Raw genomic sequence first — 22,049 nt, 5'->3', positions numbered from 1 at the left:
CTCCGGCTCAGGCCCAGCCGAGCTCGTGCAGGGTCTCGTCGTCGATGCCGAAGTGGTGGGCGATCTCGTGGACGACCGTGATGGCCACCTCGTCCACCACCTCCTCCTCGCTCCCGCACATCTCCAACAGTGGGCTCCGGTAGACGAAGATGCGGTCCGGCAGCATCCCCGTGTAGGTGGAGTCGCGTTCGGTGAGCGCGACCCCCTCGTACAGCCCGAGCAGCCCGGGGTCCTCCTCGTTGTGGTCCTCCACCAGGACGACCACGTTGTTCATGGCGGCGGCGAACCGCTCGGGCACGAGGTCGAGCGCCTCGGAGACCAGCTCGTCGAAGCGGGCCCGGGACATCTCTACCGGCATCAGTTTCCTTCGCTGTCCGGTTCACCCGACCGATCGGGGGCGTCGGACGGGGGAACCGCGTCCGACGGCTCGCCCGAGGGCTCGGCCGGCGTGGACGGTTCCTCGGTCGGCACCGGCACGCCCGGCCGCACCGTCTCCGACGGAGGCGGTGCCGGCTGGTCGCCCACGGTGATGTCGCCGGTCACGCTACCCGTGATCGGGGCGTAGCCGCTGCCGTCCGGGAGCAGCTGCGCGACGAAGCATTTGACCTTCCTGGTGCCCGCTTCCCAGCTCTCGGGCGCCAGCGTGCTCCACGAGGGGACCACCCCCTTGTCGACGACCGGCATCCCCGCGTACTCCGTCGAGGCCTCCCGGCATGCCGGCGCGAGGTACTCGTCCTGCGCGTCGGTCCCCGGGTAGGCGTCCGGGAACTGGTCGGAGAGGTCGATGACGGAGACGATCTCCTGGGCGTGGGGCTCCGCGCAGTCGACCGGATCGGCCAGGTTCGCGCCGTTGATCCCCAGGCAGACGCCGGGCTCGTGGACGTCGGCCTGCTCCAGCTCGGCCACCCGTCCCGTGATCGGGTAGAGCCCGCCGGAGATCGTGGTCAGCTGGAGCGCGCAGTGCATGGTCCGGTCCCCGTCGTCCCAGGTGTCCCGGTCCGGGGTGAAGGCGTTGACGCTGAACCGGCCGTACGGGTCGAGCTGGCCGCTGAGGTAGTCCCTGGACAGCGGGACGCACTGCTGGTCCTTGAGCTCCAGCCACTGCTCGGGCGTGGGGAAGGGGGCGTCCTCGTCGGCATAGGGGAAGTTCGGCTCCGGCGGTCCCGGCGGCTCGACGCCGTCGGAGGGTTCGGTGCCCGCACCCGGTGCCGCCGCCGGACCAGCGGGGGGAGCGTCCTCCCCGCCCTCCGGGACGACCTCGCCGTTGTCGTCGACCTGGATCTGCGCGAGGTCGACCTTCCCCGTGACCTCGAAGAGGTGGGGTTCGCCGCAGGTCACGGTCCGGATGTCCGAGGCGTCGTCCTCGGTCCAGAACAGGCACTCACCCGGGTTGGCCTCGAAGACCAGCTGGTACGGCTGTGGTTCCTGCTCGGTCTCCTCGCCACCGCGTTCGGCGCCGGGACTGGGGCGGTCACCACCGGGCCCACCGACGGGCAGGATCGCCAGCGCGGTCGCGATGAGCACCGCGGTCGCGCCGAGCACCGCGCCGATCATGATCACGCGCGTGTTGCGGCGGCGGGGGTTCTGCCGTTGCTCGCTCTGCTCGCTCATCTCGGGCATCTCATCCATCATGCCTGCTCAGGAGGTGCACACTGATCGTGCTCCACCTCAACCTACCTGGCCAAATTCGTCCATTCGGGTGAAAATAAGGTCCAACGGTGGGAATTTTGCGTCCCAGTTACCAAGGAAGCACGGTGCCGTGGGGGTAGCCAATGACGAATCACGACCGAGACCACGACCCGAAGCAGCCTCCCGAGAGTAATGAGGGCGGGTCCGACCGGCATGTCGAAGGCGGCGGAACCACTCCACCGCCTGGCCAGCGGGGCAGCGGGCCGATGTCGTCCCGTCCCACGCCACCACGGCGGGGCCAGATCCGGCAGCAGGAGTTCGGGGTGACCAGGCCCCGCGAACCCACCCTCGCCGAGAAGCGGGCCCGGATGGCAGCGGAGCGGCGTCGCCGCGAGGAGGAGGAGCGCGCCGCGGCCGCCGCCGAGGCCAGGGCGAGGACCCGCAAGCGCGTCCTCATCGGCGGCGGCGTCACCGTCGGCGTCGTGGCGCTGGTCGCCGTGATGTACGCGGCCGCCCAGCCCAACGAGGAGGTCACCGCCTACTGCGTCGACTCCGAGGACAACGTCGTCGAGGACGAGAGCTACTGCGACCCGCAGCAGGCGACCTCCAACGGTGGCTACGTCGGGACGGGCGGTCTGATCTGGATCGCGGGGAACAGCTACCACTACAACTACGGAGGGACCCCCAACCCGGGGGGCACGGTGTCCGGGGGGACTACTGTGCGTCCCAACAACGCGGAGATCAGGACCCAGTCCGGGACGACCATCCAACGGGGCGGTTTCGGCACCGGACGGGGCAGCGGGGGGAGCTGACCAGGTGCACCGGGAGATGTCGGAGCCAAGGCCGGACTGGCGGCAGCGGGTCGAGTCGCAGGGGCTGGTCTTCGGAACCCCCTCGCGCGGCCGGGACGGGGAACCACGTCCCTACTGGGACGAGTCGGTGCACTACGTGTTCCAGCTCGACGAGGTGCTGTCGGTGGAGGCTGACGTCGAGCTGCTCCACTCGATGTGCCTCGAAGCGGTCGAGAACGCCGTCGCGGCCGACCGCTTCCGGGACTTCGGCATCTCCGAGCAGGTCTGGCCCTACGTGGTCGAGTCGTGGAAACGGCACGATCCGTACCTCTACGGGCGCTTCGACCTGCGTTACGACGGGACCGGGCCGGCCAAGCTGCTCGAGTACAACGCGGACACCCCGACCTCGCTGCTGGAGGCCGCGCTCGTGCAGTGGCACTGGCTCACCGACACCCACGAGGGGTCGGACCAGTGGAACTCGATCCACGAGAAGCTGGTGGCCCGGTGGGAGCACATCGCCGGTTCGCTGCCCTCCGACGAGATCCACTTCACCTGGTCCGGGGGCGACAGCACCGGTGAGGACCACATCACCGCCGCCTACCTCCAGGAGACCGCCGCCGAGGCCGGCCTGAACACCGTCGGCCTCCCCATCGAGGAGATCGGCTGGGACCCCCTGCTGGAGCGGTTCGTCGACCTGGAGGAAGCCCCCATGTCGACGGTCTGCAAGCTGTACCCGTGGGAATGGGTGGTCGACGACGTCTTCGGCGAGCACGTCCTGCCGTCGCAGCCCCAGACCCTCTGGGTCGAACCGCTGTGGAAGATGCTGCTGTCGAACAAGGCGCTGCTCGCCGTCCTCTGGGAGATGTACCCCGGCCACCCCAACCTGCTGCCGGCCTACCTGGACGACCCGGGCATGCTCACGGAGTACGTCCGCAAGCCCCGCCTGGGACGGGAGGGCGCCAACATCAAGATCGTCGCTCCCGGGATGGAGCAGGAGACGGGCGGCGTGTACGGGGACGAGGGCTTCGTCTACCAGATGCTCGACCCGCTTCCCGAGTTCGACGGCATGCGCCCGGTGCTGGGCGCCTGGGTGGTCGGTGACGAGTCGGCGGGGCTGGGGATCCGGGAGTCCGCCGGGCTGGTCACCGACGACGGAGCCGCCTTCGTGCCACACCGGATTCCCGGCTGAGACGCGAACGAGTTCCCAAAGCGTTGCATAACGGTCAAAGATCTGGACCCGCCGGTCGCCTGGTGGTCCATCTCGGGTAAGACTTGGTCCGCCGACAGGCCGCAGTGGCCAGTCAGACCGGAGGAGGTTCCACGCCGTGGCCAGCCCACTCGCCACCCAGACCCAGCTCGCCCTGAACGCGGACTACTTCTCGATGCTCGGCCAGGGTGTGGGCGCGATCGCCCTCTACGCGGTCGTGGGGCTGTTGCTGATGCTGGTCGCCTTCTTCGCGATCGACCTCACCACACCCGGCCGGCTGAACGAGTTGGTGCGGGCCGGCAAGCCCAACGCCGTGGTCATCACGTCGTCCGGGTTGTTCAGCATGGCCCTGATCGTGGTCGTCGCGATCTACAACGCCTCCGGTGTCCTGGTGGAGGGCCTGATTGCCGCCGTGGTCTTCGGTCTCGTCGGCATCATCGCCCAGGTCGTCGCCGTGCGGGTGCTCGAGTGGGTGGCGCGGGTCCAGATCGGTCAGCTCATCCACGACGACGAGCTGACCGCCGGGAGCTTCGTGGTGGCCGCCGCGCACCTCGCGCTCGGCCTCGTCGTCGCCGTCTCCATCATCTGACGTCTCCGCCGCCGACCAGCGAGGGAAACCGTCCGATCGGCTGTCGGCGCCCACCGGCCGGCCGCCGGTCCCGCACCCCGGCCGGCCGTTCCCCGCTGTCACGCCGTCACGTCCTCCGCGACCTCGCGGTCGAGGGTGACCCGAACCAGGGCGGCGGCCAGCCGGGCGTAGTCCTCGGGGTCGTCCACCTGTGACGCGAGCCGCTCGGGGTCGGTGGGCAGGCCCACGCGCCTGGCACCGTCGAGTGCCTTCCGGTCGAAGTAGGGGCGCAGCCCCGGCCACACCAGCTGCGCTTCCCGGCAGAAGATGTCCGCCCCGGTCGGCCCGATCCTGCGGAACTCGGTGAGCAGCTCCCGCAGCCGGTCGCGGTCCAGGACCCTCGTGCCGTTCTCGGTGCGGGTCGCCTCGTCCCGCATCCGGCGCAGATCGCCGCCGTACCGGTCGCGCACCAGCTCCGCGCCCTCCCGCAGCGAGGTCGCGGTGCTCTCGTCGTACCGGCGGTAGTGGGCCCTCCCCAGCGCGTCCACCAGCTCCTGCCAGTCCGCCGCCGCCACCTTCGCCGGAGTTCCGTAACCGCTCCTGACGAGTTCGCGGGACGTCGCCATCGCCAGGTGCGACTGGACCGGCGCCGAGGCCAGCATGGACAGCACCAGCAGCCGGTACAGCGGCGCCGGCTTGTCCGCGAGCGAGACACCTCCCTCGTCCGAGTAAGTCCGCCCCGCGCGGTCCAGCAGGACACGAACCTTCCCCTTGGCCATCTCCGACCGCCCTCCCCTCCGGCTCCCCGCCCAGTCGGCCCGGGCGCCACGGCCGCGCCGGCGGCCACCACGAGCACAGCGGAACGCTGCCCATCGGGGTACCCGCGCCTCCCGGGCCCGACACCGCGCGCTGACCTGGCCCCCGTCGGCACCCCGACCTCCGGTCGCGCCCGGTTTCGGCCGGCGGGCCGCGTCGGGTCCGCTGACGTAACCTGCGGGGTATGGCGGTTGATGTCTCGGACCAGGCGCTCGCCGGGCTCGGCCGGCGGGTGCGGAGGCTCCGCACCCGCCGAGGACTGAGCCAGCAGCAGCTGGCGACGGTCAGCGGCCTGAGCGAGCCGCACCTGTCCCGGTTGGAGAGCGGGGACCGGCTGCCCTCCCTGAACGTGCTGGTGCGGCTGGCGGCGGGGCTGGACGTGTCGGTGGCGGAGTTGTTCACCGACCAGCCGCCGGGGCCCGCCGCGGTGGTGTTGCGCGGTGAGGACGTGCCCAGCGTCAACAGCGGGGGCCTGTCCGCCCAGGTGTTGACCCCTCGGGCGGTGGTGCCCGGTCTGTACGCGGCCCGGTACCGGCTCGAACCCGTGCGGCGTGACACCGACCTGGCCACCCATGATGGCCACGACTGGGTGTACGTGCTGGAGGGTCGGTTGCGGATCGAGTTCGGTACCGAGACGGTGCTGCTGGGTTCGGGTGACAGTGCGAGTTTCAGTTCGCGGGTTCCGCACCGGTTGGGGGCGGAGGGTGGGGTGCCGGTCGACTTCCTGGCGATCGGCTGCACCCGGTGACGCTGGTTCCCGGGATCCGGGCGCTGGTGCGCGGTCTCGGTGTGGTCAGGGGGGTCCGAGGACGTCGGTGACGGCGCAGGCCGTGTTGTCGGGTGCGCCGGCCTGCCGGACCAGTTCACCGAGGCGGTTCACGGTCTGGGTTGGGGTGCCGGCGGCCAGGAGCGCTCCGCGGAGCCGGGGTTCCGGGATGACGGCGTGCAGGCCGTCGGTGCACAGCAGGTACCGGTCGCCGGGTCGTGCCTCCCTGAGGTGGAAGTCCGGGTCGCCCGTTCCTGGGAGGGTCAGGGCCCGGAGCAGCGCCGCCCGGCGCGGGTGGGCGGCCGCCTCCTCAGCGGTCAGCCGACCCTCGTCCACCAGGGACTGGACGAAGGTGTGGTCGTGGGTCAGCTGCGAGAACTCACCATCCCGAAGCAGGTAGGCGCGGGAGTCGCCGATGTGGGCCAGGGCGAACCTGGAACCGGACCACAGCATGGCGGTCACCGTGGTACCCGCCTCCGCCAGCTCGGGCGCGGAGGAACCGAACTCCCGAACCGCCTCGGCGGCGTTGGACACCGCGTCCCCCAACACGACGGCGACGTCCCCGTGCCCCTCGGCCCGGTCCAACACCCGCAGCGCCTCGACGGCCGCCGCGCTCGCGGTCCGATCCGACCCCGGCGCGCCGAACCCGTCCGCGACCACCTGGAGCCGACGCCCCGCGAACACCACGTCCTGGTTGTTGGGCCGCACCGGTCCGCCGTCCACATGAGTGGCCGAGTCGAGCAGCCAACCCCGTGCCTCCGTGGGCATTCCGTTGTCCTTCCTCGTCAGACGACGGACGAGGTGGGTGGCCAGCTGACGCCGGGCCGCGGTGTCCGCCTCCACCTGGCGCCAGTAGGAGGCCACCTCCGTGGCGGCGGCGGCGGGCGGCAGGTCCGCCACGACCCGGATCCGGGCCAGTGGCATGCCCAACCCCCGCAGCGACGCGACGAGCCTGGCGCGGTCCAATTGGTCCCGGTCGTAGGACCGGTACCCCGACCACGAGGCGACCCGGGCGGGCCGCAGCAGACCCAGCTCGTCGTACAACCGCAGCGCCTTCGGCGTCAGACCGGAGGCTCGCGCGAACTCCCCGATGCTCAGGCCGGCCATGTCCCCTCCTCGTCCCGGGCTCCTCGCCCGTGTCCACGACACTGGGCTCTGACCCAGGGGGAGGGTCAAGCGGCGCGGGTGCGCCCGGCCGGGGCCAACCCACCGCACCGCCACCAGCCGACCGGTTCGCACGAGTTCGACCTGTCGTGCGGTCCGTCGTCTGGCGGTGCCGTCGCCGGTCCGTCCGGAGGTGGAGCGCCCTGGCGTCCCGATCGGCCGCCGAAGGGGTTCCCTCCCGTGGGTCGCCGGGGGGGCGCGGTACCGGTCGCCACCCGTGGGGCCGGGCGCCCGGCCGGCGGGTGATCTTAGGGGCGCAGGGCGGGCAACACCTCGGCGGCGACCGCCTCCAACACGCTCTCGTGCCCCGCGTACGGCCCGTCGGACCTCGGCCAGTGCACGACCACGTCGGTGAATCCCAGCTCCCGGGCCCTACCCAGGGCATCCCGGAAGTACTCCACGCTCGTCAGCCCGTACTCGCCGCCGGAGTCCAGGCTCAGGTACCGGTCCACGCTCGCGCTGCCCCTGTTCTCCGAGGCGAGCACCTCGTCCATGACCGAGGACAGCTCCACCACCGAGCTCCACCACTCCCGTTCGTCCTCGGTCTGCCGACCGGTGGTCACCCAGCCGTCGCCGTGGCGAGCGACCAGCCGCATGGACCGCCTGCCGTTCGCGGCCAGGACGAAGGGAGCCCGGGGGCGCTGCACGCAGCCGGGGGCGCTCCTGGCGTCGACGGCCTCGTAGTAGTCGCCCCGCCAGGTGGTGCGGTCGTTGGTCAGGACGGTGTCGAGGAGCTCGACGAACTCGCCGTACCGGTCCACCCGTGCCCGAGGTGGTAGTTCCCGCCCCCCGAGCACCTCCACGTCGTAGCCGGCACCTCCGGCGCCGATCCCGACCAGCAGCCGGCCGTCGGAGACGTCGTCCAGCGCGGCGACGTCCCTCGCGAACGGGATCGGGTGCCGGAAGTTGGGGGAGGCGACGTAGGTGCCCAACCGGATTCGGCTCGTCACGAGAGCGGCGGCGGTCAGGGTGGGCACGGCGGAGAACCAGGGCCCGTCGACCAGGGACCGCCAGCCGAGGTGGTCGTAGGTCCAGGCGTGGTCGAAGCCGTACTCCTCGGCCGCTCGCCACTTGGGTTCGGCGGCCCACCAACGGTGTTCGGGGAGGATCACGATGCCAACTCGCACGCGGGTTGACCTTACGTGTCCGGGTCCCGGACGGGAAACCACCTCACGATTCTCGTGGAGCCCCGCCACGGGTGGTTTCGGCCGGTTCGGGCGCTTTCAACTGTCGATGTTCGGGCATCTGGGGCAGGTTCGCAGCAGGGAGCCAACAGGAAGGGGTGACCGCATGAACCGTCGTCTCCGAGGCCCGCTCGCCGCCGCCCTGCTCGGCTCGGTGCTCGCCGTCGTCGTCGACGCCGGGCTCCCGACGAGCCCGCGGAGCGCCGCGGCGGCGGTGACCGTGGCGGCCGACCAGGCGGAACCGCCGGCGGACCGACACGACTGGAGGTCGAGGTCGGGTCTCGGGGGTTCCTCCCCGGCGGCCGGTGGGGACGATGGCGGGAACCGACCCCACGAGGGAACCGGGGACCTGGCGGACGCGCGGGGGGTGCGGTTCGACCCCGACCTCGCCGGCCCCGGCGCGGAACCGGAGGCGGACACCACCCCCTACTCAGTGATCGGCGAGGACGACCGGCGGCGGGTGACCAGGACCACCGCGTACCCGGCGCGCGCGGTCGTCTACCTCACCCACAGCACCAGCTGGTGCACCGGCTACCTCTACGCCGCGGACATGGTCGCTACCGCCGGGCACTGCGTGCACGGTGGGCCGGGCGCCGACTGGAAGACGAACTTCCGCGTCTACCCGGGGCGGAACGGGACGCACGCCCCCTACGGCTACTGCGAGGTCCTCGACGCGTTCGCGACGGTGGGCTGGACCAGGGACGGCAGCATCGACCACGACTACGCGGCCCTCCAGCTGGACTGCACCGTCGGTGCCACCACCGGGTGGTTCGGTCACCAGGCGCCCGGCCCCGTCGCGGTGGGCGCCACCACGGTCACCCAGGGGTACCCACAGGACCGGGAGCCCTCGGCCTCCCAGTGGCAGAGCGTCGACGAGGTGCGCCGGGTGACCGACCACCGCGTCTACCACCACAACGACACCTTCGGCGGTCAGAGCGGTGCCCCGATCTACCTGCCAGCGAGTTCCTGCCACCCGTGCGTGGTGGCCGTGCACGCCTATGGCTGGGGCGTGGAGAACAGCGGCACCAGGATCACCGACGAGGTGTTGGGCAACCTGACCCGGTGGCGGCGGACGTGACGCCGGCCACCGCCACCGCCGTGCGTGACAGGACGAGGTGCCGGGTAGGCCATCCGGATGGTCAGCTCCGCTCGCCGCTTACCAGCGGTGATGGTGGCGCCGGAATAATTCCACGGACTGCTCTGTTCCAGTGGTGAACGGTTGCACCGGCTAACAAACAGGATGGGGAGAACGATCAGACCAACGGAGATGCGACCGACGACCACCGAGGAAGGGACAGGCGTATGGCCCGACGACTGACCACGACGCTCGCTGCTTTCGGTTTGGCCATCATGGCCGCGTTCGGATTCCTGGCGATCAACCACTCGAACCCGGCCCCGACCATAGATATTCACCTCGTCGTCGCGGCCGACTAATGTTACCGCCACCTGAGGCGAGCCGACCGCGGGGGTGGACCGACGGTACGCGAGTCATTCCCGTCCACGCCGACCAGCGTGAACAGGGGACACCCGCCCCCGGCCGATCCCCGCGTCGGCATACCGGGCACGGGCCGGGCGCTCGTGCCCCCGAGTGAGGACGGCCACGTGGAGAAGCCCGGCCTGGTCGCTTCCGACGTGGACGGCACCCTGCTGGACCCGCTCGAACAACTCCGCCCACGCACCGCCTCGGCGGTCTCCAGGGTGCTCGACGCCGCCATCCCGATGGTCCTCGCCACCGGCCGCTCACCTCGCTGGGTGTACCCGGTGGCGCGGGCGCTGCGCGTCGGCGGGCTCGCCGTCTGCGTGAACGGCGCGGTGATCCTGGACGTCGAGCGTCGGGCCGTGCTGAGCACCCACGCGATCGACCCAGTGCTGCTGCGCGACGTCGCCGACGTCGTGCTCGACGCCCTGCCCGGTTGCGCCCTGGCCGTCGAGCAGTGCGTGGACGCCGACCCGCCCACCCAGCCGCCCGAGGACGACACCCGCGGCGCCCCGGTGGCGTTGGTCGGGCCCGGCTACCTGAGTCCCTGGGGCGTCCACCAACGAAGCCCGGTCCCCCTCGCCGAACTGCTCGGGCGCCCCGCCGTCCGGCTGATCGTCCGCCACCGGGGGGTGTCCAGCCGCGAGATGGCGAGAACGGTCGGGCCGCTCGTCTCGGACGCCGTCGAGATCACCTACTCCACGGACGACGGCCTCATCGACGTGATGCGCGCGGGGGTGAACAAGGCGTCGGGGCTGTCCGAGGTGGCCGACCTGCACGGCGTCGACCGGGCTGACGTGGTCGCCTTCGGCGACATGCCGAACGACATCCCGATGCTGCGCTGGGCTGGGCACGGTGTCGCGATGGAGAACGCGCACCCGGAGGTGCTGGCCGTCGCGGACGAGACCACGACCTCCAACGCCGAGGACGGCGTGGCGCGAATCCTGGAGCGCTGGTTCTGACCGAACTCCGTCCCGCCCCTCGGGCACCGCGCTGACGGGTGGGCGCCGCCAGCCGTCCCGAACACCCGCGGCGGCCGTTCCTCCCGGTGTGCCGCCGCCACCCGGTCCGGAGCCGCACGGGCGCGCACCAGTCCTCCACTGGTGCGCCCAACGGGTCATCCGGCCGGTGGGAGGAGCCCGGGGCGGGAGGCGCCGGCGCGGACGGCCGCGACACCGGTTCCCGTGCCGCCGACCTCGCCACCGCTCGTCGGCCCGTAGCCCACACGCGGCATTCCCCGTCGCGCCCGGCCAGCCAGGGGTGCGTCTGACCTGCGACGACGTCGACGACCTGTGATGTCCTCCCGCAGGCGCTCCGCGGTCAGCCGGGCAATCATGTGGTTCGACCGACGCAGGGAGGACCCGTGTGCCGACGACACCGACCACGCCGGGACGTCCGGTGAGCCCGCCGTCATGGACGTGACGGAGGCCGCCGCCCGGCGGGACCGCACGCCGGAGGAACCAGCCCCCGCCGCCCAGGCGGGTCCGACGGTGCCGAGGTGGCCGAGCGAACGGGTGCTGGCCCCGGCGGTGATGCTGGTGCTGACCGGGATCGCCGCGGGACTGCCCCTGGTCGGGAACCGCATCTTCTACTACTGGGACGACACCGCCGCGGCGGCCGTGGGGATCTGGCACCGGGTGGCCGAGGCGGTCCTCGCCGGCAGGTTACCGCTACTGGAGCTCGACATGTGGCGTGGCGGGAACCTGGTGGGCGAGGCGGCCACCGGCATGTGGAACCCCCTGGTGCTGGCCGCGAACCTCGCCACCCACCAACTCACCAACCTGGCGTTGGCGATCTCGCTGGTCAAGGCCGGGTTCATGGTGCTCATGGCCTTCGGGACGTACCTGGTGGCCCGGGACCACGGGGCCAGGCCGTGGGCCGCCGCGCTGGTGGGCCTCGCCTTCCCCCTCGCCGGCTACAACCTGTTCATGGACGGCACCGCGTGGATCAACGCGCAGATGACCACCGCGCTCGTCCCCTACGTGTGGTGGACGGCGCGGCGGGCCGTCCACCGGGGCGGTTCCCTGTTCTGGGTCGTGCTCGCCGGCTACCTGTGCTCCTCCATCGGTAGCCCGTACGGCCTGCTGGCCACCGCCCTGGTGGTCCTCGCCGTGATGGTCGAGGGGTGGTGCTCCGGGCAGCGGTGGCGGGTGGCCGGTGTGGCGGCGGCGGGCGTGGCGACGGCGCTGGTGACGGCCTTCGTGTTCATCCCGCTGGTGGGCACCTCGGTGGTCGGGTACCGCCAGGACAGCCCCACCTTCAACGACGGCTTCCTGGTGCCCACGCTCACCGACCTGTTCGGCCTGAGCAACCCCGCGTTCCAACCCTTCGTGACGACCTTCGGCCTGCCGGTGATGGAGTTCCCCGGCCTCTACCTCGGGTGGTTCCTGCTGCCCACCCTGCCGTGGCTGCGGTGGGGGGTGCTCCGGGACCGCTGGCGGCCCCTGGTGGGACTGGCCGTCTTCGGGGGCGCGTCGCTGGTGCTGATGCTCGGTCCGTCCAACCTCTGGATGTTCCGCTGGCCGGCCAGGCTGATCCCCTTCTTCCTGCTCGCGGTCGCGCTGACCTGGGCCGTCGTCGCCAGTGGCGGTTTCCACCGCACCCGACCGGTGGCACGGTCCGCCCTCTCGGTCTCGCTGGTCGCGTTCGCCGGCTACCTCGGCTGGGCGTCGGTCCCGGACACGCTGCCCCGGCAGCTCCTCGGCGCGGCGGCGGTCCTCCTCCTGCTGGTCCCCCTGCTGGCCGGGTGGGCCAGCAGGGCCGGCGGGTTCGTCCTCCTGGCGACCGGCACCGTGGGCGTGCTCGCCCTCCAGTTGACCTGGTTCCCGTCCAACGCCAACACCGCCGGTTACCAGTTCCCCCTGCACGCCGACGAGCTGCGCGACCGGTTCGCGGACCGCTACCAGGGCATGACCGTCCAGTTCGCCGACCTCGCCAGGGCGGACCCGGCCACGGTCGAACCGCACGGCATCTACCGGGACGTCCTCTTCGGGTCGCTGTACACCATCCCGGAGGTGGAGACGCTCACCGCCTACAGCGGGATCGGGTTCTCCGCGCTGGACGGGGCGCAGTGCCTGAACTTCTACGGCAGCGTCACCTGCCCGGAGGCGTGGGAACGTTTCTGGCGGCGGCCCCTGGGAGGACCGGCTCCGCTGGTGGACCTGCTCCGCGCGGAGACGGTCGTCGCCCAACACGCCCTCGTCGACGTGCGGGAGGAGCCGGCCCCGCCAGGCTGGGAACGCCAGGAGGTCACCGACTTCGTCACCGTGTGGCGGCGGACGGAGCCGCTGCCCCACCCTGACGGGCGGGTGTCGCACGTGCCGGCCGGTGTCGAGGTGACACGGGACGAGGTGGTCGGCCGGAGCGGGGAACTCGTCGACTTCACCCGCGACGACCCCAGCGCCCCCACCCGCCTCACCTTCGCCAGGCTGGCGTGGCCCGGGTACTCGGCCAGCGTCGACGGCGCCCCCGTTCCCACGAGGACCGGGCCGGACGGCCTCCTCCAGGTCGAGCTGCCGGCCGGGATGGACGGCGGATCCCTGGAGCTGCGCTGGAACGCCCCCGGGCTCGGGCTCGGCATGGGCCTGCTGGCCGCCGGCCTGGTGTTGACCGCCGGCCTCGTGCTGGTGACGACGACGCACCGCCGACGGCGGCGCCGGTCGGGCGACTCCGAGGTGTCCCCCGTGGAGCCGACGAGGACGACCGAGCCGACCTCAGCGGCCCCGGAACACGAACGGAAGGAGGACCACCACGACAGCGGACACCCGTGACCGAGCGGAGGGACGGTGGATCCGATGCGAGAACGGTTCCCCACGGGGGAGACGGCGCGCGTGACCGGCCGGCGACTGGTCTCGCTGGTGGTGCCGGCCTGCGACGAGGCGGCCAACGCGCCAGGGCTCGTCGCGTTCTACCGCCAGGTCAGGAACTCCTTCCCCGACCTGGACTTCGAACTGGTGGTCGTCGACGACGGCTCAGAGGACGGCACCGCCCAGGCGGTGGTCGACCAGCTCGGGCCGGGTGACATCGCCAGGGTCGCGGTCCTGTCCCGCAACTTCGGTTCCCACGCCGCCGTGACCGCTGGCTTCCAGCTGTGCCGGGGCGACGCGGCGATCACGCTCAGCGCGGACCTCCAGGAACCTCTCAGCGCCGTCGCCGACTTCCTGGCGGGGTGGAGGTCGGGCCACGACATCGTGTGGGGCGTGCGGCGGGTCCGTTCGGTCCGGCGTGGACCGTCGAACCTGTCCGCCCTGGTGTTCTCCTGGCTGCTCCGCCGACTGGGGCAGATCCCCAACATCCCCGAGGAGGGGCCTTCCCAGGTCCTGGTGTCCCGCGCCGTGTTGGACGTGCTGGCGCGCATGCCCGAGCGCAACCGCAACATCATGGGCCTGGTCGCCTGGGTGGGTTTCGCGCAGGCCACCATCACCTTCGACCAGCGTCCTCGGCCCGCGGGCACCAGCAAGTGGACCACCAGCCGGAAGATCAAACTCGCCCTGGACTCCTTCGTCGCCTTCTCCTACGCGCCCATGCGGGCGGCGATGGTGGTGGGAGCGGTGCTGGGAGCGGTGGGCGTACTGCTCGGGGCGTCCGTCGTCCTCACCGCGCCACTCACCGAGCTCCCCGTGGGGTGGCCACTGGTGATCGCGGTGATGTGCGTGATCGGTGGCGGGCAGCTCGCGTTCCTCGGTCTGCTCGGCGAGTACCTGTGGCGTGCCGGCGACGACGGTCGCGGTCGTCCGGTGTTCGTGGTCGACGAGGTGCGGGACGTGGGAGAGCCACCGGGCCAACCGCCCACCGCGTCCCTGAAGGACTCCCACCCGCTCCCGGGCGAACCGGCAGCCGGGCCCGGTGCCGACGTGGAGGAGGACCCGGCGGGACGGCCTCGACGGAACTCGCGCCGTGCCCGCCCGCGTCCCGACCCCGATCCTCCGGAGCCAGCGGGTAGCTGGTGAACGCTCCTCCACGCCCACGAGGCCCTGGAGAGCGACCGGGCGCGGCGACGAGCTCGGAGCGGCACCTCGGGACGGGGGACCGGAGCCGACCCGGGGACCGGGGTGATCGATCGCGCCGCGCCGCGCGCCGCTCGGCGGCACCGGCCCCGACTGAGGACGCCGCCCTCCCCGACCCGCATGCCATCCCCAACCCGCACGCCATCCCCGAACCGCGCTCCCCGACCCGGCGGGTCACCCCGCCGTCCACTCGTGCACGCCCGCCGCGCGGGAGCATCTCCCCCGCGCGTCCCACCAGGAGCCGGCGGCCACCGGAGGCAGGCCGGCGCGGGGAGTTCCAGGAGCCGAGCCGATGTGGTGGACGCCGGCCGCGCGGCAGGGGAGCGCGGGCGCGGGCCCGGCACCGTGGCGACCTGGTCCGCCACGATCCGGCCAGCCCACCACGAGGGCAGCCGAACCGGGGTCAGCCGTCCCCGGCGCGCCGCAGCGCGAGGCGCGCGGTCAGCGCCGCGCCGCCAGCCGTGAGCACGTCCGCGAGGACGAACATCAGCCGTGACGCGAGGGTGAACGCGATGGCCTGGGCTTCGGTCAGACCCGCGGCCAACAACGCGGCGAGCAGGATCGCGTCCCTGACGACCGCGCCGGAGGGCAGGAAGAAGACCAGGATGCCCGCGTTCATGCCGATGGCCATCGCACCGACGCAGACCAGGACATCCCAGCCAGTGACGGCTCCGCTCGCCGATGCCAACAGCCAGAGGTGCACCCCGAACAACCCGTACGCCGTCAGGGACAGCCCGAGGACGCGGCCCACCGTGCCCCACCGCAACCGCTCCGCCGGTGGGGGACGGCGGAGGACCCGGAACACCAGGGCCGCCGCCCTCGTCAGCACCGCCGGGTGCAACGCCACCAGGCCAACGGGCAGGAGCAGGTAGAGCCAGGCCGCGCTGGGGGTGTCCGCGAGCAGTACCGGGGCGGCCAGCACGCCCAACAGCAACGACGCGACCATCGAGACACCGAGGTGGATGAGGGAGCCGCTGAAGATCCGTGCCCGGGGCAGGCCGGCCCTCCTGCCGAGTTCCATCTGGAGCAGGTACGCCCAGACCGTCCCGGGCACGTACTTGCCGAGCTGGCCGACGAGGTTGATCTGCGCCCCGCGCACCAGACCCACCGGCGGACCGAGGTCGTCCACCACCGCCTGCCACGCCAGGGTGCCGACCAGGATGCCGACCACCGTCGCCGCCGAACTCAGCGCCGTCACGTACCAGGGGATCTCGACCAACGCCGCCGACACCTCGGACCACCGGCCCACCACCGCCCAGGCCGTCGCGGCGAGCACCAGGACGAGCAGGCCCCGCTGCGCCCAGGCGAGCAGCCGGGCCCGCCGCGACCGACCGGGCACGTCACGGCTCTCCGCGCCCCCGCCCGCGGGGCTCTCACTCGGGTCTCGCTGGCCCGTGACCTCGACCGGCCGTCGGGCGCCGGCCGGTTCGGCGCCCGCCACGACCCCGGGTTCGGCCGGCCCGCCGGCTCCCCCCGCACCACCGACCGGCCCGGCGGGCCTGTCCCTCGCGCGGAACCACATCGGCGGCGCCTACCCGGTCACCGTCGTCAGCCGGGTGAACTCGCGGAGCAGGTCGTGGCCGTCCCACACCGGGGCGAAGCTCAACGCCGACCCGACCGGGACGATCCGGTCGATCCCCCGCCCGCCGAGGCGTTCGGCCAGGGCGAGGAGTTCGCCCCGGTCGAACCCGAAGTGGGTCAGGGTCTGGTCCTCGCGCCGCACCAGCCCTGCCAGCTCCTGGAGGGAACCCACGGCGCGGTGGGGGAAGGTCGCGACGCCAAGCCAGTCGCGGGGGATCTCCGCCTCGGGGGCGAGCTCCAGCGTCGCGACGGCGTCCCCCTCGAAGCTGACGGACCTCGCCGCCCCGGTCGCGGCGAGACCGTAGGCGCCGACCCGTTGCCGCACCGCCATCGCCGGCTCGGGGCGGAACCCCTTCTCCCCGACGACGTCGAGCAGCAACCGGGTGAAGTCGCGGGCCGCCTCGCGCCCCTCCGCCTCCGAGCCCACCCAGAACACGGCCCTCGGCGAGGAACAAGCCGCCTGGTCGAACCAGAAGGCGTCGTTGTAGAAGCCGCCGAGCACGGAGCGCCGGGTGGTCTCGTCGGTGCGCCGCCACGACGCCGAGGAGATCACGGCGAAGGACGACCGGTTGGGGAAGGTGAGGTCCCGGGCAGCCGGGGCCAGCGGGAAGGCGCGCAGGGCCGTGACGGACGCGTCGCCGCCCCAGACCACCCTGAGGTCGCACTCCGAGGAGAGGGTCGCCGTGACCGAGTCGTCCCGTCCGTAGCCGATGAGGCGTTGGGTCGCGGCCACCGCCGTGGCCACCTCGGGTGGAGCGTCGCGCAGGGCCTCGTGCATGGCGGTGAGGACGGCGGAGGCGGCCGCGCCCGAACGTTCCGACAACCTGACCACGTTGGTGTTGCCCGCCAGGGCGGACAGCGCCCAGGAGTAGACGAAGATGGTGTCGACGTTGGCCGGTGGTACGTGCAGGACCAGGCCCCGGGGGAACCGGAGCGCGCTCTCGGCGCCGCCGGGCCCGGCGGGTGCGGTGCCGGTCGAGGGCGAGTCGCCGAGCGCGTCCAGGGTCCTGGTGAGCTCCCCCCGGCGGAGGAAGAACCCGAGCGCGGCGAGTTCCGGGTGGCGGCGGGCCTGGGCCGGTGCGAGGAGCCTGGCGGCGAGGTCGGTCAGGAACCGCACCATCCGCTCGTCCCCGACCCGGAGATCACAGCGGACGGCACCGACCGCCAGCTCGCGGAGCAGGTCGGGGGCCGGGAGGGACGGCCCGGCGGGGAACCGCGAGGTGACCTTCATGGGCGGCCTCCCGAGGGCCCGGTGTTCCTCGGCCCGGAGAACGTGTCACCGCAGCCCCTCGCCTCCGCCCTGGGCAGGCGGCCCGTCACGGAGAAGCGCTTGCCGGGCCAGTCGCCGTCGTCGACTCCGTGGACGACGCCGACGTCCTCGGTGAGCAGGACGTGGCCGGGGTAGGACCGGGGGAGCGTGCTGACGACCTCGATGACCCCGGGTTCCCCTACCGGCTGTTCCCGCCAGGTCCCGGGTTCCCTGACGATCACGTCGGCGAAGTCGGGGCAGTACAGCGACCCCCCGGACGGTCCCTCGAGGAAGACCGTGCCGATCTGCTCGACCATGCCGTAGTAGTTGTGGATGCGCCGCAGCCCGGTGTCGGCGGCGAAGCGTCGGCGGAACTCGGCGTTGTCGACCGCCCGGTCCGCCAACCTCTTCCAGCCGCCCGAGTGCACCAGCACGCCGTTGGACAGGTCGAACCGGTGGTCCCTGGCGATCTCGTAGAGGTAGCGCCAGACCATGAACGTGAAGCCGAACACCAGGAACGGGGAGTCGCCGTGCCGGCGGAGGAACTCGGCGACCGCGCCGGGGTCGGGCCGGTCGTCCTCGTCCAACACGTACACGTGGTCCCGCCCGAAGTTCGCCATGCCCAGGACCCCGGCTCCCCGGGCGGAGAAGGAGGTTCCGCCGCGCGCCGTCGACGCGCTGTCCACCATCAGCATCGGCAACCGGCGGGGGCCGAGCACCGCGCGCAGGGTCCGCGACAGCTGCCTGGTCTGCGCCGCCGCGCTCTCCCGGTCGAGGTGGATGCGGGACACCGAGGCACCGGTGGTCCCCGAGGAGGTCAGCACCCGGAAGACCGCCTCTGCCGGCACGCTGCGCAGATCGTGTTCCTTGAACAGCCGGACCGGGAGCCACGGCAGGTCGGAGGTGGTCGAGGCGGCGGCGGGACGGGGAACGCCGAGCGCGGTGAGGATCCGGTCGTACTCCGGGCAGCCGTCGCGGTGCCGTTCGGTGAGGTCGACCAGTTCGGGCAGGAGAGCGGCCTCCCGCCCCGGCTGGTCGAGCCCGAAGACGTCGGCGTCCTCCCCGCGGGACGAGGGGGTGGGGGCGGAGCCGTTCCCCGGGTGCCCCGACCCGGGCCCGGCGTCCGGTCGCTCAGCGGCGGTGGTCACGTGCCGGCCTCCAGGGTGCGGTAGTCGGTCTTGCCGCTCGGCAGCAGGGGGAGACGGTCCACTGGTCGAACGTCGAACCCGGACGCGTGCAGGCGCAGTTCCGCCGCCAGCGTCCTGGCCACGGCTCGGCAGGCCTCGACGGTCCCCCCTTCGAGGAAGACGACGACCCGATCACCGTCCGCGACGGCGGCTCCCGGGCCGACGTGCCCCGTCCTGCCCCGGAGGAGCCGCTCGACGTCGTCCAGGTTGACCCGGTTGCCGAAGACCTTGCCGATCCGGGAGAGGCGTCCGGTGAGGAACAGGAAGCCCTCCTCGTCGAGGTAGCCGAGATCACCGGTCGCGAGGACCCCGCCGAGTTCGTCGCCCGACGACAGTTCGGCGGCCGACTCCGCGTAGCCCATCATCACGTTGGGACCCTGGTAGACGACCTCGCCCTCAGCCCCCGGGCTGGTACTGGTCGCGCTCCTGCCCCGGCGTGGCGCCGGTGCGCCTCCGGCGGTGTCCTGGTCGGAGAGGGAGCGGATGGTGAAGGTCCCACCAGGAACCGGCCGGCCCACCGACCCGACCCGCCCTGGCAGTTCCTCGGCGGGCAGGCAGGCCATCCTCGGCGCGGCCTCCGTCTGGCCGTACATGACGAACATGCGCCCTCCCACCGCGGCCATCGTGCGGTGGAAGTAGGTGACGAGTTCGTCGCGCAGCCGCCCCCCGGCCTGGGTCACGGTGCGCAGGCTGGGGTGCGCCGCGGGGTCGAACCGCAGTCGTCGCAGCATCTCGTAGTGGTAGGGGACACCAGCGAGCGAGGTGATCCCGTACCGGTCGACGGCGGTCCAGAACGGCCGTTCGAGGACGCCGTGCCCGGTGACGACCACCGTCGCGCCGGCGGCGAGGTGGCTGTGGAGCACGGACAGCCCGTAGCTGTAGTGCAGCGGGAGGCAGGTGGGGGCGATCTCGGCGGTGGTGATGCCCAACGAGGCGATCACGGACCGGGCGTTGGCGAGGACGGCCCGACCGGAGAGCCGGACGAACTTGGGGCTGCCGGTGGAGCCGCTGGTGCCCAGCAGCAGCGTGAGGTCGGGGTGCGGCGGTGGGGCCTCCCCGCTGGCGAGCCGCCGCCACCCGTCGGCCGTCGGGAGGTACCCCTCCGGTGCCCGTTCCCCGTCGGGGGTGCCGAGCACGGCCGCCGGTTGGAACCTGCCGATGAGGTCGGCGAGGACGGCGTGCGGGGTGGCCGGATCGAGCAGTGCCACCGGCCGGCGCGCGGCGAGGCCACCCAGGTAGCGCTCGACCGTGCCGGTGTCCACGCCGGCGAGCAGGAAGAGGGGGCCGGGCCCCAGGTTGACGAGTCCCTCGGCGAAGCGTTCCGCCCTGGCCAGCAGGTCCGAACCCGACCACGTGGTGCCCGTCGCGGCGTCGACGAGCGCGCTGCCAGGGTGGACCAGGTCGGCGAGCACGGTGTCGGTCCGGAGCGCGGTCACAGCACCAGACCCCCGTCGACCCCGATGACCTGTCCGGTGACGAAGCTGGCGTCGTCGCAGGCCAGGAAGCGGATCACGGTGGCGACCTCCTCCGGGCGGCCCAGCCGACCGAACGGGCTCGATTCCCGGGCGTGGCGCAGCGTCTCCTCGGACTGGGAGCGGACGAGGTCGGTGTCCACGACCCCGGGGGCGACCGCGTTGACCCGGATGCCGTGGCGCCCGAGTTCCTTGGCGGCCGAACGGGTGAGGCCTCCGATCGCGGCCTTCGACGCCGCGTAGGCGCTCTGCCCCACGCTGCCCCGCTCGCCCACGATCGAACCGAGCAGCACGATCGACCCGCCGTGGGCCCGGGTCATCACCCGGGCGGCGGCCTGCACGGTGTTCAGCGCGCCGACCACGTTGGTGTCGAGCAGCGAGCGGACGTGGTCCTCGCTGATCATGCCCAGCACGGCGTCGGCCAGGACACCCGCGTTCGCGACCACGATGTCGAGCCGGCCGAGTTCCCGTGCCGCGCCCCGGATCGCGGTGGCCGTCGCGCGCCCGTCCGTGACGTCCAGCCCCATGCCGATGACCCGGGAGTCGGTGGCGGCGGCCACCTCCGCCGCCCTCTCCTTGGCCGTGGTCTCCGAACGTCCGGTGAGCACCACAGCCGCCCCCGCCTCGGCCAGCGCGGTCGCGGTGGCCAGGCCGATGCCGCGGGTGCCGCCGGTGATGACGGCGACCCTGTCCCTGAGTTCGGTCACGGCTAAGTACCGCCCCTCTGCCCCGGAACGCCGGTCCTACCGGCGTTCTCCGATTCCGTCAGGACCGCACTGCTCTGACGTCAGACTACGAGCGTCGCGGGATTCCGCCCGTCGAATTCGCGCCGCCGTCGATTCCACCGCCGGCGCGACGACGTGCGGTACCGGTTCCGCGTCGGAAGGCACGATCCGGAAAAGCCGATCTCCCTCCGTCGGAGGGTTCCCGATTCGCTGTTCGGTGATTCGTCGGTGCGCGATCAGCCTTCGGGGACGCCCAGGTTCTTGAGCATGTCGGCGGCGACCTTGAAACTGCTCATGTCGATCACCTGGTCGGTGTCCAGTTGGACGTCGAACTCGTCCTCGACCGCCGCGACGAGCGTCATGTGACCCACGGAGTCCCACGCGTCGACCCCCCGGTACTCCAACTTCTCGACCTCGACGTCCTGGCCCAGGTCCAGTGCCTGGACGAACACCCCGCGAAGCCGTTCGACAAGCGTCATGTCCTGCGCCCCCTCGTCGGTTGCCGCGTCGCGCTACTCCCGGTCCACCCAGCTCCTGAGCAGGTCGGCGAGCCGGGTGGGCAGTCCGTCGGCAGGGAGTGGTCCGGTTCCCCTGAGGAGGGGGGCCAGTGCCTCGACGGCGGTGTCGCCGCAGCCCTGCCTGCGCAGTCCGATCTCGTTGATCCCGGTCGTCCTGGCCGGATCGCCCACTGCGATGGTGAAGGCCCCGACCGTCCGCCGCACGACGGCGCCCATCCCCACCATCGCCCCCGGCCCGACCTCGGACCGCTGGTGCAGCAGCGCGCCCATGCCCAGGTTGGCCTCGTCCCAGACCACGCAGTGCCCGGCGACCTGGACCGTGGAGGCGAGGGTCACCCGGTTCCCGACGGTGCTGTCGTGCCCGAGGTGGACGCCGCTCATGAGATAGCACTCGTCGCCCACCCGGGTTGGTGTGGCGGTGCCCTGGTTGATCGTGGTGAACTCCCGCACGACGTTCCGGTCGCCGATCACCAGCCCGCCACCAGCCATCTCGCCTTCCCAGCCGATCGGGTGTGGCCCGGACCGGTATTCGGCGGGAGTTCCGATGACGGAGTGTGGTCCGATCCAGTTCCCATCGCCTATACGAGTGGGTCCGGTTATCACGCAAAAGGGGCCTATGACGTTGTCCTCGCCGAGCTCGACCTCGGGGGACACGGCGGAGCTCGGATGAATCCTGTTTGCCACGAACACCCTTTCCGTCGCGGTGTTA

The 22,049-nt window shown here is 72.3% G+C and carries 20 protein-coding genes; 8 read left to right on the top strand and 12 right to left on the bottom strand.

What is annotated here, in order from left to right:
- Positions 1-7 precede the first annotated feature (7 nt).
- Positions 8-358: a metallopeptidase family protein gene (locus C1701_RS10270; RefSeq protein WP_026065694.1), complete on the bottom strand. Its 351-nt coding sequence runs from the start codon at positions 356-358 to the stop codon at positions 8-10.
- Entirely contained in the window at positions 358-1,620 is a 1,263-nt protein-coding gene (locus C1701_RS10265; protein WP_211237465.1) for a septum formation family protein, read from the bottom strand. Before C1701_RS10265 ends, C1701_RS10270 begins: the two co-directional genes overlap by 1 nt.
- 332 nt (positions 1,621-1,952) lie before the next feature.
- On the opposite strand from C1701_RS10265, the gene C1701_RS10260 reads away from it, so the two are divergent.
- From C1701_RS10260 to C1701_RS10250, 3 genes are all read left to right on the top strand, one after another.
- On the top strand, positions 1,953-2,441 hold the full coding sequence (locus C1701_RS10260) for a hypothetical protein (protein ID WP_081893406.1): 489 nt from the start codon (positions 1,953-1,955) through the stop codon (positions 2,439-2,441).
- A 16-nt stretch (positions 2,442-2,457) separates the two neighbouring features.
- Positions 2,458-3,609, top strand: coding sequence for a glutathionylspermidine synthase family protein (locus C1701_RS10255; RefSeq protein ID WP_443098149.1), 1,152 nt, complete (start codon positions 2,458-2,460; stop codon positions 3,607-3,609).
- A 193-nt stretch (positions 3,610-3,802) separates the two neighbouring features.
- A complete protein-coding gene (locus tag C1701_RS10250; RefSeq protein ID WP_035273910.1) occupies positions 3,803-4,216 on the top strand; it encodes a DUF350 domain-containing protein in 414 nt (137 codons plus the stop codon).
- Positions 4,217-4,314: 98 nt separating this feature from the next.
- Here the strand turns inward: C1701_RS10250 and C1701_RS10245 are convergent, their stop codons facing one another.
- Positions 4,315-4,974, bottom strand: a complete 660-nt coding sequence (locus tag C1701_RS10245) for an endonuclease (RefSeq protein WP_026417736.1) — start codon at positions 4,972-4,974, stop codon at positions 4,315-4,317.
- A gap of 221 nt (positions 4,975-5,195) precedes the next feature.
- Between C1701_RS10245 and C1701_RS10240 the strand changes: the two genes are divergently transcribed.
- Positions 5,196-5,759 carry a helix-turn-helix domain-containing protein gene (locus tag C1701_RS10240; RefSeq protein ID WP_026417735.1) on the top strand — a complete coding sequence of 188 codons (564 nt, stop codon included), beginning with the start codon at positions 5,196-5,198 and terminating at the stop codon, positions 5,757-5,759.
- Positions 5,760-5,804: 45 nt separating this feature from the next.
- Here the strand turns inward: C1701_RS10240 and C1701_RS10235 are convergent, their stop codons facing one another.
- Together C1701_RS10235 and C1701_RS10230 are read right to left on the bottom strand one after the other, a co-directional pair.
- Complete coding sequence (locus C1701_RS10235) at positions 5,805-6,884, bottom strand: MerR family transcriptional regulator (RefSeq protein ID WP_026417734.1); 1,080 nt, start codon at positions 6,882-6,884, stop codon at positions 5,805-5,807.
- A gap of 305 nt (positions 6,885-7,189) precedes the next feature.
- Positions 7,190-8,068: an LLM class flavin-dependent oxidoreductase gene (locus tag C1701_RS10230; protein WP_026417733.1), complete on the bottom strand. Its 879-nt coding sequence runs from the start codon at positions 8,066-8,068 to the stop codon at positions 7,190-7,192.
- A gap of 163 nt (positions 8,069-8,231) precedes the next feature.
- On the opposite strand from C1701_RS10230, the gene C1701_RS10225 reads away from it, so the two are divergent.
- The 4 genes from C1701_RS10225 (at position 8,232) to C1701_RS10210 (ending at position 14,551) form a co-directional block, all read left to right on the top strand.
- On the top strand, positions 8,232-9,203 hold the full coding sequence (locus C1701_RS10225) for a trypsin-like serine peptidase (RefSeq protein WP_051313519.1): 972 nt from the start codon (positions 8,232-8,234) through the stop codon (positions 9,201-9,203).
- Positions 9,204-9,727: 524 nt separating this feature from the next.
- Entirely contained in the window at positions 9,728-10,564 is an 837-nt protein-coding gene (locus tag C1701_RS10220; protein ID WP_026417732.1) for an HAD family hydrolase, read from the top strand.
- Positions 10,565-10,936: 372 nt separating this feature from the next.
- Entirely contained in the window at positions 10,937-13,372 is a 2,436-nt protein-coding gene (locus C1701_RS10215) for a hypothetical protein (protein ID WP_155886038.1), read from the top strand.
- Between the two features lie 24 nt (positions 13,373-13,396).
- Positions 13,397-14,551: a glycosyltransferase family 2 protein gene (locus tag C1701_RS10210; RefSeq protein ID WP_026417731.1), complete on the top strand. Its 1,155-nt coding sequence runs from the start codon at positions 13,397-13,399 to the stop codon at positions 14,549-14,551.
- Between the two features lie 460 nt (positions 14,552-15,011).
- Here the strand turns inward: C1701_RS10210 and C1701_RS10205 are convergent, their stop codons facing one another.
- The 7 genes from C1701_RS10205 to C1701_RS10175 form a co-directional block, all read right to left on the bottom strand.
- Positions 15,012-15,947 (bottom strand): lysylphosphatidylglycerol synthase domain-containing protein, encoded by a 936-nt coding sequence (locus tag C1701_RS10205; RefSeq protein ID WP_051313627.1) that lies wholly within the window; start codon positions 15,945-15,947, stop codon positions 15,012-15,014.
- 192 nt (positions 15,948-16,139) lie between these two features.
- Positions 16,140-17,420: an acyl-CoA reductase gene (locus C1701_RS10200; RefSeq protein WP_026417729.1), complete on the bottom strand. Its 1,281-nt coding sequence runs from the start codon at positions 17,418-17,420 to the stop codon at positions 16,140-16,142.
- On the bottom strand, positions 17,417-18,448 hold the full coding sequence (locus C1701_RS10195; protein WP_051313625.1) for a LuxE/PaaK family acyltransferase: 1,032 nt from the start codon (positions 18,446-18,448) through the stop codon (positions 17,417-17,419). Before C1701_RS10195 ends, C1701_RS10200 begins: the two co-directional genes overlap by 4 nt.
- 134 nt (positions 18,449-18,582) lie before the next feature.
- Complete coding sequence (locus C1701_RS10190) at positions 18,583-20,061, bottom strand: AMP-binding protein (protein ID WP_081715258.1); 1,479 nt, start codon at positions 20,059-20,061, stop codon at positions 18,583-18,585.
- A complete protein-coding gene (locus C1701_RS10185) occupies positions 20,058-20,804 on the bottom strand; it encodes an SDR family NAD(P)-dependent oxidoreductase (RefSeq protein ID WP_103055853.1) in 747 nt (248 codons plus the stop codon). The genes C1701_RS10190 and C1701_RS10185 overlap by 4 nt, the downstream gene beginning before the upstream one ends.
- A gap of 254 nt (positions 20,805-21,058) precedes the next feature.
- Positions 21,059-21,301, bottom strand: coding sequence for an acyl carrier protein (locus C1701_RS10180; RefSeq protein ID WP_026417725.1), 243 nt, complete (start codon positions 21,299-21,301; stop codon positions 21,059-21,061).
- A gap of 33 nt (positions 21,302-21,334) precedes the next feature.
- On the bottom strand, positions 21,335-21,829 hold the full coding sequence (locus C1701_RS10175; RefSeq protein ID WP_308208858.1) for a UDP-N-acetylglucosamine acyltransferase: 495 nt from the start codon (positions 21,827-21,829) through the stop codon (positions 21,335-21,337).
- Positions 21,830-22,049: the final 220 nt, after the last annotated feature.

This window comes from Actinoalloteichus sp. AHMU CJ021 (genome assembly GCF_002895405.1).
Taxonomy (GTDB): Bacteria; Actinomycetota; Actinomycetes; order Mycobacteriales; family Pseudonocardiaceae; genus Actinoalloteichus_B; species Actinoalloteichus_B caeruleus.
Note: the sequence above shows the minus strand (reverse complement) of the source record. Positions and strands in the feature narration are given on the sequence as shown.